We start from the raw sequence: 16,600 nt of genomic DNA, 5'->3' as shown, positions 1-16,600 counted from the left end.
AGTGTCCTGCAATCACATTCGGTGGATGCCACAGCAAACATTCACCGTGTAATTACTGTATAACGACGCGGTAACGAATGCAACGGTTTGGTCACGAAAGTTTGGGGGTGTGGACTTTTGTCCAATCGCACTCGGCCTGAGGTCCATCCCTGCCGCTCGGGAGCTCGTTGTTCTGTCTCACGAAACCTGCGCTCCGGGGTGAGTGCAGCCAGCAGCCGTAGGCGGTCTTCGTGACCAGGTCGGGGTGTCATGACGATCATGGTGGCTCCGCCGGCGAGGCTGTAAGCATCCCATTCGACATCGATGTCGCCGACTCGAGGATGGCGAATGGTCTGGCGTCCTTCAACGTGGTCCCGGACATCGTGTCGAGCCCAGAGGGTGCGGAACTCGGCGCTGCGAACGGAGAGCGCACCGACGATTGCGATGGCACGGGGATGCTCGGGGTCCCGCGCGATAGTGGATCGGAGCATCCCGATGTACTCGATCGCCATGGCGCGACAGTCGGCGAAACGCAGCTGAGCCTCGTCGTGAAAAAGCGTGAGCAACACGTTTCGTTCCGCAGGGGGCAGATCTTCCGGGTCGCCGAGGAGCTCGGCGGCAAGCGGATTCCAGGCAAGGACGTCCAGGTGTTCACTGACGATGAACGCGGGCAGCTCTGTTGCGTCGAGGAGGGCGCGGGCGTTCCGCGGCACGCGGGCGGGGTGGCGTCGGGGCGTCGCCGAAGGGTTTCGTGAAGCCTGGGCGAGGCGCGTCAGGTGGGAGCGTTCGACCTCGTCGAGGTCCAAGGCGTCGGATATCGAGTCAAGGATCGCATCGGACGGGTGGGCATTTCTGCCCTGTTCCAACCGCTGGTAATAGTCCGTGCTGAGGCTGGCCAGCGCGGCGACCTCTTCACGTCGAAGGCCAGCGACGCGACGTCTGCCGCCCGGCTCGAGTCCGAGCTGCGCCGGGGTCGTCTGCTCACGTCGAGAACGCAGGAACAGGCCAAGTTCACGGGCCGGTGACGATTCGATGGTCATAGCACCATTCTCGTCTTCGATCACACGAGCAGGGTCGTCCTGCCAGACCTAGGCAACGCAGGACGACGGAGATCATGCGTTTCTTTCGTAGCGTCGGTGACCATGACCCATTGGACAGCAGCAGAGATTCCCGACCAGACCGGACGAACCGCGATCGTAACCGGCGCGAACTCCGGGCTCGGACTCGTCACCGCCACCGAACTCGCGCGACACGGCGCCCAGGTGATCTTGGCCGTCCGTAAGCCCGCGTCCGGCGAAGACGCAGCCGACGGTATTCGTGCGAAGGTTCCGGGAGCACGACTCCAGGTCCGCGCCCTCGACGTCGCCTCGCTCGCTTCTGTGCGGATCTTCGCCACGGAAATTGCAGCAGACTTCGGAGCGATCGACCTTCTCATCAACAATGCCGGCGCCGAGAACCTCGCTGGCCGTCAAAACACAGTCGATGGGTTCGAGTTCCACCTCGGAACCAACATGCTCGGTCACTTCGCCCTCACCGGACTCCTGCTCGACACGATTGCCCGAGGTCGCGAACCACGAGTCGTCTCCCTCAGCTCCATCACCCACAAGGTTCCCATCTCGACTTCGACGACCTCCAGTGGGAGAAACGCTTCAACGCGAACCGGGCATACGGGGCGTCGAAACTCGCCACAACGACATTCGCAATCGAACTCGACCGTCGACTGAGCAGGGCCGGGTCACCGATCCTCAGCGCCCTCGCCCACCCCGGATTGTCCCGCTCCAACTTCATCGACAGTGCGTGGAAAGACCGCGGCGCCGCGGCGCAGATGATGGGGAGGATCTTCTCCGCGATCGCCACACAGCCCACGGAACAAGGCGCCTTGAATCAGCTCCACGCTGCGACGGCGCCGATCGTCCGAGGCGGCGACTTCTTTGGCCCCAGCGGAAGTGGAGAACGCAAGGGCAACGTGACACCCGTTGAAGCATCGAACGAGGCGAAAGATCCCACCGTCGGCAAGCGCCTCTGGAGTGCCGCCGAAAAGCTCACCGGCGTCACATACCTCTAACACCACCACCCTCTACGAAAGGAAGCCCCGTCATGACCGACCACGCCGGAGAAACCGCTCTCATCACCGGAGCATCCAGCGGCACTGAGGCCATCGCACCAGGAAGCGTGGGCACCGACCTTCTGGACACCACGAGCGACCCCAGCTCTGCAACGTCCTCCGTGCGCACGCCTCCACCCAGCAAACGCTCGCCCTGGCCGACATCGGTAATGTCGTCGTCTACGCAGCCCAGGCACCATCGCACGTAACGTCGCCGATCTCTTCATCCTGCCCACGACACAAGCCTGAATTTGGCGTTTGAGGAGGTGGTGCCCGGGCACGCACGGCGCAGTATGGCCAAAGAGAGAAACTGCAATAGAGCGTCGCTTCGCATCGCATGAACGGTCACGACCGATAACGATCAGTTTCGGGCGTCGGCGCGAATCTCCGAGTGCTCGCGGGTCGTCTACTAAGCTGGCGCGATGGCTGCCGCTTTCGAAGAGATCACTTCTTCGTTGGTTCGCTCGCTTGTGTCGGAGCAGTTCCCTCAGTGGTCGGAGTTGCTGATCCGACCTGTGGAAGTTCAGGGGTGGGACAATCGCACGTTCCGGCTTGGTGACCGAATGACTATCCGCCTCCCGAGCGCTGACGGCTACGTCGCCGGCCTAGTCCGGGAGGAGCAAACCCTCGCGATCCTCGTGTCCAGCTTTCGCGTCGCGATCCCCCGCGTAGTAGCGACCGGGGCCCCCTCGGCGGCATTCAACCGACCTTGGTCCGTTCGCGAGTGGATTGAGGGGCACACTTTAACCGCGGTTGAAACGCGCGAGCGCGAGAGCGCCATCAGTAGCTTGGGCGACGCCTGAGGGAGTTGCAGGCCTGCGACACGGTCGGAGGCCCATGGGCGGGGAGCGCATCTGCTTACCGCGGCTGTCACATCAGCGCGGTTGGCGAGGAGATACAGGGCAGGCTCCCCCTCCTGGCCAGACGTCACGCTGAGGGATGTCGGGCGCTCTGGGATGCGGCTGTGGCCACAGCGTGGACCGAGCCGCCGGTGTGGGTCCATGGCGATGTCGCGCCAGGCAACATGTTGTTCAAGAGCAGCGGCCAATTGGCGGCGCTTATCGACTTCGGACAGACGTGCGTTGGTGATCCCGCCTGCGACCTGGCCTTCGCATGGTTGAGTTGCAGTTCTCGCGAACGTGATCGACTGCACGACCGGCTAGAGCTGCCGGAGGATGCATGGTTACGAGGAGCTGCGTGGGCGCTGTGGAAGGCCCTCATCAGTTCCCCCGAAGAGGTGCTTACCAAATACGGGCGCTCACGTGATGCCGTGCTGAGCGACGTGGACGACCTGACGACGGGATAAGAACGACCCTCTTTTCCCGTGCCTCCCACTAACGATCGTATTCGGCAGGCGCGCCGGGGCGCGGGTCGACCGCACTACACGCCGATCGCGTACGATCTTCGTGTTGTGTGCTCATCGTTCGCTTCCTTTCGACGATTCTCGACATGAGTGACCTTCCGGTTTGTGCGGACGCAGAGGTTTCATGCGGCCGTCACAAGCTATGACCGGACGCATGTCGTCGTTGTGACGACCGTGATGAACTTCGCGGTCCGGCGGTGCAGTCCTGGGAACCAGCGGCGTTGCCTGAGAACCAGCTATGAGTTGCCTATTGAGGACTGTTCCTTAGATCTGTCTCAGAGTCGGGCCAGCACGATGACCCTATGACCACTCTGACGACGAGACCCGGTGCGGCCGTCCCCTCCCCGTCTCCGACGCCTCGGCGGGCGACCCATCGTCGAGCGAAGGCGTGGCGTGCAGCCGCGATCACGGTGATCTGGGCGACCAGCCTGTTCGTCGTCGCTCTATGGGTCGCCGGCGGCGGAGTGGTCGCCGTCCTCGGGCTCAACGCCGAGACCGTCACGACATTTGGACGCCTCACCGGGCTGGTCGCGGCGAACCTACTGCTCTTTCAAGTGCTATTGATGGCGCGCGTTCCGCTGTTCGAGCGTGGATTCGGTCGCGACGGGATCACGCGTCTGCATCGCTTCGTCGGATTCTGGTCGTTCTGGTTGATGGGCGCGCACATCGCGCTGCTCGCGGTGGGCTACGCGATGGCCGCCGGCATCAACCCGCTCGCCCAGCTGTGGAGTTTCATCTGGGAGTACCCAGGCATGCTGCTGGCGACTGCCGGCACTCTGCTGATCCTGCTCGGGGTCGTGACCTCGATCCGGCGCGCTCGTCGGCGCCTGCGGTACGAGTCCTGGCACCTCCTGCACCTTTATGCCTACCTGGGCGTGGGCCTCGCGCTGCCGCACCAGCTGTGGACGGGTGCGGACTTCCTGTCCTCGCCGATCGCGACCGCCTACTGGTGGTCGATCTGGGCGCTCGCCGCGGGATCGGTGCTGCTCTTCCGCATTGGGATGCCGGTGCTGCGGTCCTCGCGTCAAGCCTTGCGTGTGGCGGGGGTGGAACCGGACGGCGCGCGGGCCATCACTATCCGCGTCGCCGGCCGGAACCTTCCCTCGCTCGGTGCCAAGGCCGGCCAGTTCTTCGTCTGGCGGTTCCTTGATGGGCCTGGCTGGACCCGCGGGCATCCCTTCTCGCTCTCCGCTGCGCCGGGCCGGGAGCTGACGTTGACCGCCCGCGTGGTCGGTGACGGTACTCGAGGGCTCACCGCGCTCGTCCCAGGCACCAGGGTCATCGTGGAAGGACCTACGGGGAGATGACCGGCGAGTGCCGCACCGGAACCAAACTGCTCATGATCGGCGCGGGCGCCGGCGTCGCACCACTCGTCGCCCTCCTCGAGACGGAAGACTACGGACCGGGAGACGCGATGCTCATCGCCCGGGAGTCCGCCGCAGAGGACGCGCTTCGGCAGCAGGCGATCGCCGACCTCGTCAGCGTCCGCGGCTTGAGCTACCTGCCGTTCGTCGGGCCGCGATCGTCCGGCGCATCGAGCTGGATCCCCGCCACGCACGAGGCGTGGACCGGCGCGGATCTCCTCCGCCACCTCGTGCCGGACCCCGAAGACCACGACGTGTTCATCTGCGGCGCTGAAGCCTGGATGAAGGACCTCCGACGAGACCTGGTGCACGCCGGGTTCCCAGCCCACCGCATCCATTCCGAGTCGTTCACGATATGAGCCGGGAGACCGCCATGAAGAAGATCCTCTACACGCTGCTCGCGACCGTCAGCGGTCTCGTGCTGCTGTTCAGCTATCGCACCTCGTTGGACGCGGTCACACCGACAGACGCCAGCGCGACGACAGCGACCGCGGGCGGTTCGGCGACGACCACCGACACCGGAGCGAGCGGCACGGGAACCACATCGGGCACGGGAACCAGCTCGAACTCGACCACCTCGAGCACCGGCCTCGCGGACGGAACCTACACCGGCCAACCGTCGCAGACGCGCTACGGTCCTGTGCAGGTGCAGATCACTGTGTCCGGTGGACAGGTCAGCGATGTGCAGGCAGTCAACTACCCCAACAGCAACGGCCGGGACCGTCAGATCAACGGCACCGCGATTCCGAGGCTCGTCTCGGAGACGATCCAAGCGCAGAGCTCGCAGATCCAAATGGTGTCCGGTGCCACCTACACGAGCGGTGGCTACCTCTCCTCGCTGCAGAGCGCGATCGACCAGGCGCAGAGCTGATGCGTACCGCGAACGAAGCGAAGCGGGTATGGGTCGAGGAGATCATGGGAATCCCGATGAGCATCCATCTGATCTCGCCGGGAAGAGCGAGCGTTGCGAACGTCGAGCAGGCGGTCCGGGAGTGCTTTGATGAGCTTCGCGAAGTCGACCGCGTCTTCTCGACATATCGCGCTGATTCCGACATCAGTCGCATCCGCCGCGGTGAGCTCGCCGTGGCGGATGCGGATGAAAGAGTGGCGCTGGTCGCGGATGCCTGCGAGCACGCCGAGCAGGCGACCGGCGGCCTGTTCTCAGCGCGGTGGCGGGGATGGTTCGATCCCACGGGATATGTGAAGGGTTGGGCTGTGGAAGAGGCGAGTCGTCGGCACCTTGAGCCGCTGCTGTCATCTGCGGCCGCAGTCGGGATCAACGCCGGGGGAGACCTGCAGCTGTTCACGGCCGCTGGAGCCGACTGGCGATGGCAGGTGGGAATTGCCGATCCTCACGACCGCGGGCAGATGATCGCGGTGGTCGATGTGCTCAACGGCGCCGTCGCGACCTCGGGAACGGCGGAGCGCGGGCATCACATTCTCGACCCGCGCACCGGTCGACCCGCCACGGGCGCGCGTCTGCCACGATCGTGGCCGACGGACTCACGCAGGCGGACGTCTGGGCGACGGCCGCAGTGGTGGCCGGTGCCGTCGATCACTCGTGGATCGCGGCCGCGGAGTCCCGCACCGGGATCGTCGTCGACGATGATGCTCGGGTGACCCGCTGGCTCGGCACGACGATGGTCGATGTGCACACGGTGGTGGATCCGCAGTCGCTCAGCGGCGTGCAGGCAGCGTGAGCAGGAAGGTCGTCCCGGTAGATGTCGACCGCTCTACCTCGATGGAACCCCCGGCATGGCGAGCGACATCCCGCACGAGCGACAGGCCAAGCCCGAAGCTGCGGGGGCGTCCGCTCTCGCGGGGACGCGCGAACCGCTCGAAGACCTGCCCCGGCGAGATCCCCTCGATCCCGGAGCCTTCGTCGATGACGCGTACCGTCGCGTTTCGGACATCCCGCCCGATGCGGATCGAGACGGTGCCTCCGGCAGGCGAATGCTGCACGGCGTTGTCGAGCAGGGCGACCAGGATGCGAACGAGCGTCACGGTCGGTATCTGCGCCTGCACCTCCTGATCGACATCGATGGTGAGCGTTACCTGGGACTCCTGCGCGAGCGTCGTCATCGCGGCGACAGCCGCGGCTGCCGTCGTCGCGAGATCCGCATCCCCGTCGGCAGCGGATTCGCCCTCGGCCGCAATCAGTAGGTCGTTGAGTACGTCGGCCATCATGTCCGCATCATGCCGTAGATCGGTGAGGCCTGGTCCGACGTCTTCGCCGCGATCATGGCGGCGCTGCAGCACCTGGATACGGCTCGTCAGCGTGGTCAACGGCGTGCGGAGCTCGTGACTGGCGTCCGCCACGAAGTTCCGCTGCCGGCGCAGAGCCTCGCCGAGCGGACGCACTGATCGGCGGGCGGCGACGGCGGCGACCGCGGCAAGTAGCACCACGCCGATCACTCCGAGGATGATCACAGCCGGCACGACCACGTCGATGTCGACGATGAAGTCGTCCCTCGGGCCGGTAGGCCCGCCGAACCAGCCCCCGCCATGCTCCTCACCCTCGCGTCGCGAGGTCGCGAGCACCACGGCGATGAGTATCCCGATGCCGATCGCGATGATCACGCCGGACGCGACTCCCACCCAGAGCCCGATTGACAACGCTGCGCGACGCACGCGTCTCGTGTCATCGTCGCTCATGAGGGCGTTCCTGCTCGGTAGCCGCGTGCACGGACGGTCTCGATCATCTCGGGGGTCGTCTTGCGCCGCACATAGTGCACATAAGTGTCTACCGAGCTCGCCGTGTCTCCTTCGTGGAAGACGGCCCGGAGGATCTCCTCCCGGGTGAACACGTGCTCGGGGCTGGCGCTGAGCAGCTCCAGGAGCGCGCTCTCGGTCGCGGTCAACGCCACCCGGATTCCAGAGGGGTCATACGCAGCCTGCGCGTCCGGCGTGAACACCCATTCGCCGAGTTGCCGTCGTGCACCATGAGCGCGGAACGCACGTCGCAGCGCTCGAAGGCGCGCCAGCAGCTCGTCGTAGTCGAAGGGCTTCACCAGATAGTCGTTCGCCCCGCCGTCCAAACCAGTGACACGATCGTCCACGCTGCCCAGCGCCGTCAGCATCAGGACCGGAGTCGTGATGTGCGCGGTGCGCACGGCACGGATGAAGTCGACGCCGTCCATTCCAGGCAGCCGCCGATCGACGACCATCGCGTCATACCGCTTGCTCAGCGCGAGCCGGAGCGCGGTCTCGCCGTCGGCGGCATGATCAACGTCGTACACGTCTTCCAGCACCTCGACCGTCAGCGCGGCGATCTCCGCGTCATCCTCCACATAGAGGAGCGAACCGCGCGGTCCCTGTGCCGTGTCGTCCATCGTCGTCGTCCTGTCGTCCGCGATCGAAATCACCAGCGTACGCCCGACTTCCGGCTCAGTCGCGTCTCACCGCGGCGGTCTCCTCTCCTAGCTGGGAGGTTGGGCGCGCGAGCGCCTGGCGGCTGCTCGCCGTCTATCGATGAGTATGCCGATTGCAAGGCAGCTAGCGACTACGACGGTAGCGAGTAGGTAAGCGGTCACAGTTTGGTTACCCGCGAACGCTGGCATGCAATACTGCCACCCGCTACCCAGCCGGTAAGTGTCCATGTCGCTAAGTGGAAGTGCCCACACTGTTTCCAGTTTTGGCCCAAATTGTTCAGGGCCGCACACTCGCCAGCTTTGAACCACCGCCCATATCGTGACCGTCCCGCCCAGCCCCGTGATCAGGCCCCAAGCGTTCCGGCATGGTCCATCGCTGACTCCTGGGAGGACCCGGGCGGCGGAACAGTCATGATGCTCCCAAGGCTTCCGCTTTCTTGAACAAACCGTATTGATTCTCGGCATCGTTCATGACGAAATTTCAGACGTCGTGCTCGATACGAAAGTCACGCGCTGGTATTCCGTGCGCGTGCTTCCATTCTTGGAAGTCCCGCGATCGAAGGGACCTCACCAGGGCATTTAGTGTCATGTCTGTCGCGCTAAGAAGGCCGGCGAGTTGGTGAGTGCGTGCGCAGCGTCAGTCGCCGACATCCACGGGTCGCCGAGCATGAGCACTCCAGACTGATTTGCAGCAGACCACCGCTGTTGCAACTGTGTCCACAAGCCTCGGTAGGTCGTTTCCGGTGCGGTCTGCAGGACTTCCAGGATCTGTGATGTGTACCAGCTGGAAATGAATGGTCCATCGCCTAGCTCGAGAGCAGTTTCACCCTCGCCCGCTGCGGCGAGCGACAGTCGGGCGATCCCCGGTCGACGTGAGCGATGGAGCGGTTTGGGATCGGGCACTATGAGTGCGTCAGCATCGAATGGTTCGATGGCGAGCAAAACAGTCGCGCTGAAACAAGTATCGGCACAGGTGATCCACTCGCTCCCCTCTGTGACACCGGGCCAGAACGAGTCGTGGAACCAATCATCCGGAAGAAGTCCGTCGGACAACACGAGACACTCGTCGTAGCCGTCGCCCGCCTCGTCTCCGCTGCTGTCGGGTATGCGGTAGCCGTGGCCGCTTATGTAAACCACGGCTTGGTCCTCAGCCATTGTTTCGGCGCGCAGCTCGAGCAACTGCGTGGTGAACGCATCGCACGTTAGGCCATTCGGGAAAGTGCGGTCGGCGACGTACCCACGGTCACGCAGTAGAGCGCCGATGGCGACCGCATCGCGCGACGCACCCTCTAGCTCGGGGAGCCCGGTTACCTCGGTTTTCGGTACACCGACCACAAGCGCGCGCGACGTCACGAGATCGGCCCCGGCGAAAACGATTCAACTGGCGCCGGCACTGGCCCAGACGGGTCAATGCTAGGAGCATCATCGATCGCCGTCGATGCAGATGGGTCAGGAGTGGGGGCTGTCGAGCTGACTGTCGCCGACACCATCCATGCGACCGAGAGGATCAGCACGATCCCTCCGATGACGACCAGATTCGCGCCTTTCAGATCCTTGAGCGCGCCGACGGCCGCCGCGAAGACGCCATCTGAAAGACCCTTCGTCCTTGGTCTATCAGCGAAGGCCCCGCGCCATTCGACGGCAATCATCCAGATACCGATCGCCAGCATCGCCGTGCCAATCACGAGGATCGGACCCATCACCTTCGCGGCAAGCGCCGCACGAGGATCGTTCTCGGCCACATCGTCCGCGAAGGAAACCGAGAGCGACAACAGGTCGGATTTCCACACAAACACGATCAGAACGAGCAGCAGCACGAGGAGTGATGACAGAGCGAACCAGGATTTGAAAATCAAGGGCACGGCGGGAGTCGCCGGAGACGGTGTTGGCGCCGTACCCGGAGCGCGGATCGTTACCTTGACCATTGCGGGTTGAGCGCCCGCGATGGGGTTCGAATCCTTATCCAGTGGTGTTGCTCTATATGTGAAGTTGCCAACAATAAGGTTGTTAGCATTCACCGACGCGCTTGATTCGCTGAGTGAAACCCAATCGTCCTCTGACTTGTAATCCCATTGCCACGCTGGTGGTTGGTGAGGGGCGTCGTCCAGCTCGAGTGTCGCGGTGATCGTCAACGTACCGCCCTTGTCTATCTCAGGCGATTGTGGATTCGTCGACAATGTTGTCGTGTATGTCATTGTGAGCCCCAGCTCTCTACATGCTATGAAGCGAAACATACACCTGGGACTGCTGCACGTATAGGCGACATCTGATCTGGCTTGCCAGGGAGGGTGGCCTGAAGACACGGGATATCTCCGCCTCTACGTTTCACAACTTCGTATGAAGCTCGGAGTCGATCCCGCCCGCGCCGCCGATATCATCACTGATCCCGGAATGGGCTACCGCCTCGACGGTCTGCTCACCTAACATGGCGCTCATCGACGACGGCATCTATGTCGATGGGGTGCTGAGCGCTTCATCGTTGACCAGACAAAACAGACCAGACAAAACAAGGGAGCAAGCCATGTCCTCCACTGACAACAGCCATCACATTCCTGCACCGGACGAGCCGAGCGTTCCCGAACTCGAGGAGGACGAGAACATTGCGCCGCGTCCCGAAGAGGAACTCGCCGACATCTTGCGCCAGGCACCGGACGTCCAGGATCACCGCGACCGATAGATCACATCGCGCTCTCCGCAGAGCTTCGGCGGGACCGTGATGTTCGATCTGACCGCGAAGCCCGCCTCAGCCGCGTCTAGGGGCGGGTCGAAGTAACAGTCACAGCAGGGAAACTGACGTCGATTCGCAGCCCGGCTCCCGGGGAGTTCGTCAATGAAACAGTGCCTCCCGCGATCGTGGCGATACCCGCGACGATCGATAGACCCAATCCAGCGCCAGCACGCGTGCGAGCTTCGCTCTGACGTGAGAAGCGATCCAGCGCGAAAGGCACGAATGCCTCATCCATCCCCCCCGCCGGTGTCAGCCACCGACAGGCAGACTCCGTCATCGTCTCCGGTGAGTCGGAGCTCGATATCACCCTCGTGTCCGATCGCTGCCACAGCGTTGCCCACGAGGTTGTCGCAGACGCGTCCGAAGTCCTCGACGCTGACGCTGACAGTGGCACCGGGCGTGGTGGTGGCATCTGTGTACTCGATGCGGATGCGGAGGGAAGTCACGCGCATTCGACCGCGATCAGCTGCCTCGGCGAGCTCGATCGCCAGCTGGTCAACCGTCGCGCTTCCGCGCTCCGTTTGCGCGTCGATGCGCGAAAGCTCCAGCAGTGAGGTGGCGAGCGAGGAAAGTCGGGCCAGGGTCCGCTGAGCTGCCGAGACCTCGACTCTCATCTCGTCCAGCGTCGTTGCTTGCTGCTGCGCGAGTTCGAGGCGTGTCTGGATGATCGCCAGCGGTGTCCGGAACTCATGGCTCGCGTCGGAGACGATCTGGCGCTCGCGATCGGCAGAGGCGCGCAGTTCCTGGATCAGCTCGTTCAGTGTCACGGCGAGATCGGCGATCTCATCGCGTGCAGGGCCAACGGGGAGGAGGTCCGCGCCCCGTGTGTCTACGAGCTCGGCGGCACTGCGCCGCAAGCGTGCAACAGGGCTGAGAGCCGCTGTTCCGATCATCCACGATGCAGCGCCGAATGCCAGGTTGATTCCCGCGATACTCGCGATGAGGAGAAAGGCTACCCGGTCGAGGACTTCTGATTCTGCGCCGCTCGCCGTAAGCACCTGCCACGTGCCCGCGTCCGCCTCGACCGATGCGGACCGCACGAGATAACCCGCGGAGTCTTCTTTCACCGTCTGAAGGCCGTCGGGTGCGGCTGCGAACTCTGGCACGCGGTCGGCGAGCACGTCCGGCAGCCTGTCGAGGACGACTGTTCCGGACGGGTCGATCACAGCGACGAATTGCTGCGGTCCAGGCAGATCCAGTTCCTGGGTGTCGCCCATCATGATGGCTGTTACGTATGGACCTTCGATGCCCTTGAGGACCCTCACCTGCTCGTCGCCGATGATCCTCGCCACTTGGCTGTAGATGATGATCCCGGCGAGATGGAGATCAGGATCGCGATCAGCAGGCTACCGCCGGTGATGCGCACCCGGATCGTCAGCCTCGAGAAGTTCACCGCTCAGCCCGGATCAGCTCAAAATCCACTTCGAAGCGCAGAGCCACGATCGACCTCCTTGTGGTGATTCTACGGCGCGCTTACCGCGAGTGATGGTGCGATGGTGCTGAGTGCGTCCGCGCGCTGCCGCCGTGTTTTGATTCCGAGGTAGGTCGCAACAATGACGATGATCATGAGGAACACCGCGCTGGTGACCGTCGTTCCCGCACCCAACCCACCGTCGGCGGGTGACTGCGACAGGAGGTCTCCGATCGAGGCGCCGAGGGGACGGGTCAGGATGTACGCGGCCCAGAAGCAGAACACCACGTTCATACTGAACGCGAACCGTGCGATGGCGATGACGCCGATCAGCGCGGAGAACAGAATCGTCGCGAACACGTAGCCGAGACCGAGTCCCTCCGAGATTAGGTCTCCGGCAGCGGTACCGAGCGCGAAAGTGAACAGGATCGCGATCCAGTAGAACACCTCACGCCGACGAGTGAAGATCGTGTGAATCGACAGAGTCCGCTCACGCGCGAACCAGACGCCGAACGTGAGGGCGAGGACGGCACTGAAGATGAGGGTACTCACCCAGAGTTCGATGCCCAGCACATCGGTCATGTTGTCGGTCACGAGCGTGCCGACGATGCTGATCAGCACGACGACGGTCCAGTAGATGCCGGAGTTGTATCGTTTCGTCACGAACTGTGCGATCAGGGCGATCACGAGGAGTCCGCTCATCACCCACGTGGTGATGCTCAGCCCTAAGCCCAGCTGAACATTCAGGTAGTCGGCGAAGGTTTCTCCGGTGGTGGTCGAGAGAATCTTGATCACCCAGAAGGCGAAAGTGACCTCCGGCACCCTGTTGAACAGATGGTGCGAATGTGTGTGGGCATTGAGCTTGTCATGCACCTATATTCGCGATGACTCCTTAGCGTTCGCCCGCAGTTGAGGCGTCCATGGATGAGTGTTCTCTCAGGGAACGTCTGCGTTCAGCCGAGGATGCGAGCTTTTGCACCGCAACCCACATGAGCAGCGCGACCGATGCCCCGAGGACTGCTCCACAGAGCGTGTCGGTGAGCCAATGCGCTGCGAGGTACGTGCGGCTCCATGCCATCAGCACGATCCACGCTGCCGCCAGTATCCAGCTCGCTTTCCGACCCGCGAGAAGCGCGATGGTGATGGCGACGGCGGCGGCCAACGTCGTGTGCCCAGAAGGGAACGACGTGAAGCCCGTCTCGGTGAGCGAATCCGGTGGTCTCTGACGCGCGAAACCCACCTTCATGACCGCGGTGATGGTCTCAGAGGCGAGCATTGCCGCCGCGGCCGTCAGCGCACTCCAGGGGCTTCTGACGCTCAGGAGCGTGACGATGAGGAGGAGGCCGATGATGATCATCCACATGACGCCCCCGATCACAGCGAGGGCACGCGCGATCGCGAGTCCAGCATCCGTCCTGCTTGCCAGCATCAGCGAGTGCCACCAGGAGTCGACCGCGGGCAGTTGATCAGCGAGCAGCACAATACTCAGACCGACCAGAACCACGGTCGCTAAGCCAGCCCAGGCTGCGGTTCGAAGCGATGGTGATGCGACGTGTCTGACCCTCACTTGAGGCTCCCGACAGCACGCACAGGCACGCGGGGACGCTCACGCACAGCGATCGGCGCCGCCCGAAACACCCAACTGCGGCTTGCGATAAACCTGAACATCGATCCCAGGAGCAGGCCGATCACATTTGCGGAGATGTTGTCTGCGAGCGGCGAAGTGAATCCCAGCGCGTAGTGACTGATCCCGAGGCAGACGAGGGCAATCGCGCTGCCAGCCAGGCTGACGCCGAAGAATGACACGGCTTCGGCGAACGCGCGATCGTGTCGACGGTCTCTGAATGTCCACCACCGGTTGCCGGCCCAGTTCGCAAGAATCGCGATGGACACTGAGATCGCCTTCGCGACCAGGGCGGCGCCCACCATTCTTCCGTCGGTCAGCACCGTCACCCTGAGCAGGTTGAAGACTCCGGCATCGATGATGAAACCGACCCCGCCCACGACCGCGAATCGTGCAAGATCCGAGGTCATCCGATGGGTCCGTAGCTCAGGCATGGCTTGTCACCGCCACGACGGCAGCGGGATGGCGTGGCATCGGGGTCAGCCCCCAAACAGTTACCCTTCAACTGTTCGAGCGCCGTGGCGCGGTAGGCGCGGTATCCGCTCGTCATGTCTCTCTGCGGGACCCTGAGCATGAGGCGCGCGTATCCGCTTCCCGCCCGCGAGAGCAGTCGCCGATGCCATGGCCAATTCACGACTGCTCCGCCTTCAACCCACCGCGAGCCAATCGCCACGTCGGCGGAGTGGATCGCCTCGAGAAGCCTGGGCAGCTCTTCCGGATGGTGTGAGCCGTCGGCATCGCATTCGACGACGACGTCGAATCCTTGTCGCATCGCCCAGTCAAACCCCGCAAGGTACGCAGCGCCGAGCCCGTCTTTCTCTCGACGATGCATTACCTGCAGCAGAGGATCACCCAGAGCGAGAGCCTGCGCAAGCTCACCGGTGCCGTCAGGTGAATTGTCATCGACGACGAGGATGCATACATCGGGCGTGGTGCGACGGATGCGCGAAACCATTGACTCCAGGTTCTCGCTCTCGTTGTACGTAGGCAAGATCACTACGGTTCGTGCGCTCATGGTTCACTCCTTGATCAGGTGATAGACAGTCGTGCGATGAACGCGCTCTGTCGATTCGATGCGATACCCGTGTTGCTCGAGCAGCACGACGTCATCCGCTTTTGCTGCGTTCGTCGTCAGTTCGACCGCCCAGACATCGCTCACTCCGAAGAGCAGATCGACAGCATCCCGATTCGGAATCACCGAGTCCCACAACCATGCACGGTCGGCATACGGCGTCTTGAGTGCGACGTCGAGTAGGCCGGCAAACTCGGCGGGACGCAGGTTCATCGCGAGGCGTGGGTTGCGTGACGGTTTGGTGGACTGATCGAAGACGATCGCCTGACCGGCGCCTGCATGATCGTGGACGTAGGTTGCGACGGCGCGCCAATCGCTGCCGCCATCCTTGGCGAATGGTCCGCGTTGGCTGACATAGGCAGGTGCGCAGGCAGCAGCCAGGAGGGCGAGGAGCAGCACCGTGGTCGTCAATTGCGTCTTCGAGGTCAGACGTTCTGTCAGAGTCACGACTCCGAGCGAGATGAGAATAGCTGCCGCCGGCGTGCAGAAGGTCAGATACCTCACGTTGTAGACGGGGGAGACCGTCGTGTTGACAATCAGAAGAATTGCGGTTGGCAGTGCCAACCAGACCACACCCGCGATCGTCAGATGCGCCCGGTCACGCCATGCCCAAGCATCCCGACGCGTAAGCCGCCAGATCAGCCAACCGATGGCCGCCACGATCAGAACCCAACTGATAATCGCAATTAATGGTGCGTCAAACCACTGTTTGATCAGCACATTCGAAGCCGTCGCGTAGGAGCGCCGTGCGAGAAAACTGATCTGTGATCTCTGCAGGAAGCCGACGATGATGATCGGCAAAGCCAGCACCACGGTGATGACCGCTGAGAGCCCCCATCGCCTGAGCTCGCGGCGGTAAAGCGTTGCGGCCACCACGCCGTGGACGATCAAGAGCAGCCCCAGATAGAGGAACAGATACATCGACGCCGCAGCGGCGATGGCATAGGCAATCCATCCGCGTCGCGTGCCACCATTGCGCAGCAGCCGAAGCACTAGGACGCTCACCCACACCGCCGCGGCGGCACCGATGGCATAGGATCGCGCTTCGACGGCCATGTACATCGTCCGCGGTAAGAGGATGCTGATGATGCCAGCGACTACCGCCGTCTTCGTCCCCACAACGTCGCGCACCAGGACGACCGTTCCCGCGATCATGAACCCGGCACCGATCGCGCTCGGCAGTCTCGTAGAGAACTCGGATGACCCAAACACGCCAACCCAAAGGTGAAGGAACGCGTAATAGAGACCATGCACGCCATCGACGTTCGTGAGCAGGGTTGCGAGACTCCCCCACGTGCGGTTCGCGGACATCACGCTGGCTGCTTCATCACCCCAGTACGAGGGGATCCACGAGCCTGCGATACCGATGAGTGCGCCGATAGTGCCCAGGATCGTCGCCGGGTACGCAAGTCGCATTCGGCGGACGGGTGCCGTCCTGACCGGAGCCGAGGTCACTTCCAGCATCATGCTCTCCCCCCCGGCATATCGCGGTTGTTGTGAGTCAGAGTCCCGCGCGAAGCTCGGAAGACACCCTGCAAGAAGGTGAGCGAGGATGAGAAACCTCTCAGAGTCGGAACAAGTTGC

20 protein-coding genes and 2 pseudogenes are annotated in these 16,600 nt (G+C 63.3%); 10 read left to right on the top strand and 12 right to left on the bottom strand.

Translation table 11 applies throughout. The features are described from left to right. Positions 1-41: 41 nt before the first annotated feature. Entirely contained in the window at positions 42-1,019 is a 978-nt protein-coding gene (locus tag DC31_RS13185; protein ID WP_081813883.1) for a helix-turn-helix transcriptional regulator, read from the bottom strand. A 102-nt stretch (positions 1,020-1,121) separates the two neighbouring features. On the opposite strand from DC31_RS13185, the gene DC31_RS18785 reads away from it, so the two are divergent. From DC31_RS18785 to DC31_RS13160, 8 genes and pseudogenes are all read left to right on the top strand, one after another. Continuing rightward, complete coding sequence (locus DC31_RS18785) at positions 1,122-1,703, top strand: SDR family NAD(P)-dependent oxidoreductase (RefSeq protein ID WP_200872931.1); 582 nt, start codon at positions 1,122-1,124, stop codon at positions 1,701-1,703. 155 nt (positions 1,704-1,858) lie between these two features. After that, positions 1,859-2,044, top strand: coding sequence for a hypothetical protein (locus DC31_RS18780; RefSeq protein ID WP_200872930.1), 186 nt, complete (start codon positions 1,859-1,861; stop codon positions 2,042-2,044). Positions 2,045-2,076: 32 nt separating this feature from the next. Next, complete coding sequence (locus tag DC31_RS18220) at positions 2,077-2,292, top strand: hypothetical protein (protein ID WP_152545433.1); 216 nt, start codon at positions 2,077-2,079, stop codon at positions 2,290-2,292. Positions 2,293-2,505: 213 nt separating this feature from the next. Then, positions 2,506-3,389 (top strand): annotated as a pseudogene (locus DC31_RS20620) (aminoglycoside phosphotransferase family protein). Positions 3,390-3,748: 359 nt separating this feature from the next. After that, positions 3,749-4,753: a ferric reductase-like transmembrane domain-containing protein gene (locus DC31_RS13170; RefSeq protein ID WP_235201509.1), complete on the top strand. Its 1,005-nt coding sequence runs from the start codon at positions 3,749-3,751 to the stop codon at positions 4,751-4,753. Beyond that, a complete protein-coding gene (locus DC31_RS19650; protein WP_235201508.1) occupies positions 4,750-5,169 on the top strand; it encodes a hypothetical protein in 420 nt (139 codons plus the stop codon). Before DC31_RS13170 ends, DC31_RS19650 begins: the two co-directional genes overlap by 4 nt. 14 nt (positions 5,170-5,183) lie before the next feature. Further along, positions 5,184-5,681: an FMN-binding protein gene (locus tag DC31_RS13165; protein WP_036280786.1), complete on the top strand. Its 498-nt coding sequence runs from the start codon at positions 5,184-5,186 to the stop codon at positions 5,679-5,681. Continuing rightward, on the top strand, positions 5,681-6,430 hold the full coding sequence (locus tag DC31_RS13160) for an FAD:protein FMN transferase (protein ID WP_235201507.1): 750 nt from the start codon (positions 5,681-5,683) through the stop codon (positions 6,428-6,430). The genes DC31_RS13165 and DC31_RS13160 overlap by 1 nt, the downstream gene beginning before the upstream one ends. Positions 6,431-6,487: 57 nt before the next feature. Here the strand turns inward: DC31_RS13160 and DC31_RS13155 are convergent, their stop codons facing one another. The 4 genes from DC31_RS13155 to DC31_RS18215 all read right to left on the bottom strand — a co-directional run bounded on the left by DC31_RS13155 (position 6,488) and on the right by DC31_RS18215 (position 10,484). After that, positions 6,488-7,465: a sensor histidine kinase gene (locus tag DC31_RS13155; RefSeq protein WP_036280784.1), complete on the bottom strand. Its 978-nt coding sequence runs from the start codon at positions 7,463-7,465 to the stop codon at positions 6,488-6,490. Continuing rightward, on the bottom strand, positions 7,462-8,142 hold the full coding sequence (locus tag DC31_RS13150) for a response regulator transcription factor (protein WP_036281215.1): 681 nt from the start codon (positions 8,140-8,142) through the stop codon (positions 7,462-7,464). Before DC31_RS13150 ends, DC31_RS13155 begins: the two co-directional genes overlap by 4 nt. Positions 8,143-8,766: 624 nt before the next feature. Next, the gene (locus DC31_RS13145; RefSeq protein WP_036280782.1) at positions 8,767-9,534 is read right to left on the bottom strand and encodes a caspase family protein; all 768 of its coding nucleotides are present in this window, start codon (positions 9,532-9,534) and stop codon (positions 8,767-8,769) included. Beyond that, entirely contained in the window at positions 9,531-10,484 is a 954-nt protein-coding gene (locus DC31_RS18215) for a hypothetical protein (RefSeq protein WP_152545431.1), read from the bottom strand. The genes DC31_RS13145 and DC31_RS18215 overlap by 4 nt, the downstream gene beginning before the upstream one ends. Between DC31_RS18215 and DC31_RS19645 the strand changes: the two are divergent. Together DC31_RS19645 and DC31_RS18490 are read left to right on the top strand one after the other, a co-directional pair. Continuing rightward, positions 10,480-10,605, top strand: a pseudogene (locus DC31_RS19645) (DNA-binding response regulator); the annotation flags it as partial. The gene DC31_RS18215 and the pseudogene DC31_RS19645 sit on opposite strands and share 5 nt — an antisense overlap. Before the next feature lie 97 nt (positions 10,606-10,702). After that, complete coding sequence (locus DC31_RS18490) at positions 10,703-10,858, top strand: hypothetical protein (protein ID WP_160173240.1); 156 nt, start codon at positions 10,703-10,705, stop codon at positions 10,856-10,858. Positions 10,859-10,934: 76 nt separating this feature from the next. On the opposite strand, the gene DC31_RS20615 is transcribed toward DC31_RS18490, so the two are convergent. The 7 genes from DC31_RS20615 to DC31_RS13105 all read right to left on the bottom strand — a co-directional run bounded on the left by DC31_RS20615 (position 10,935) and on the right by DC31_RS13105 (position 16,483). Continuing rightward, on the bottom strand, positions 10,935-11,144 hold the full coding sequence (locus tag DC31_RS20615) for an ATP-binding protein (protein ID WP_051606954.1): 210 nt from the start codon (positions 11,142-11,144) through the stop codon (positions 10,935-10,937). Continuing rightward, entirely contained in the window at positions 11,137-12,201 is a 1,065-nt protein-coding gene (locus DC31_RS13130; RefSeq protein WP_051606952.1) for a histidine kinase dimerization/phospho-acceptor domain-containing protein, read from the bottom strand. The genes DC31_RS20615 and DC31_RS13130 overlap by 8 nt, the downstream gene beginning before the upstream one ends. A 170-nt stretch (positions 12,202-12,371) precedes the next feature. After that, positions 12,372-13,142, bottom strand: a complete 771-nt coding sequence (locus DC31_RS13125) for a COG4705 family protein (protein ID WP_235201506.1) — start codon at positions 13,140-13,142, stop codon at positions 12,372-12,374. 70 nt (positions 13,143-13,212) lie between these two features. Further along, complete coding sequence (locus DC31_RS13120; RefSeq protein WP_051606950.1) at positions 13,213-13,824, bottom strand: phosphatase PAP2 family protein; 612 nt, start codon at positions 13,822-13,824, stop codon at positions 13,213-13,215. Positions 13,825-13,883: 59 nt separating this feature from the next. After that, a complete protein-coding gene (locus DC31_RS13115) occupies positions 13,884-14,354 on the bottom strand; it encodes a GtrA family protein (RefSeq protein WP_036280772.1) in 471 nt (156 codons plus the stop codon). Continuing rightward, the gene (locus DC31_RS13110; protein ID WP_051606946.1) at positions 14,351-14,959 is read right to left on the bottom strand and encodes a polyprenol monophosphomannose synthase; all 609 of its coding nucleotides are present in this window, start codon (positions 14,957-14,959) and stop codon (positions 14,351-14,353) included. Before DC31_RS13110 ends, DC31_RS13115 begins: the two co-directional genes overlap by 4 nt. 3 nt (positions 14,960-14,962) lie before the next feature. Next, entirely contained in the window at positions 14,963-16,483 is a 1,521-nt protein-coding gene (locus DC31_RS13105) for a glycosyltransferase family 39 protein (protein ID WP_036280770.1), read from the bottom strand. Positions 16,484-16,600: the final 117 nt, after the last annotated feature.

The organism is Microbacterium sp. CH12i, assembly GCF_000685355.1.
GTDB lineage: Bacteria > Actinomycetota > Actinomycetes > Actinomycetales > Microbacteriaceae > Microbacterium.
This window is presented reverse-complemented; position numbering and strand designations above follow the sequence as displayed.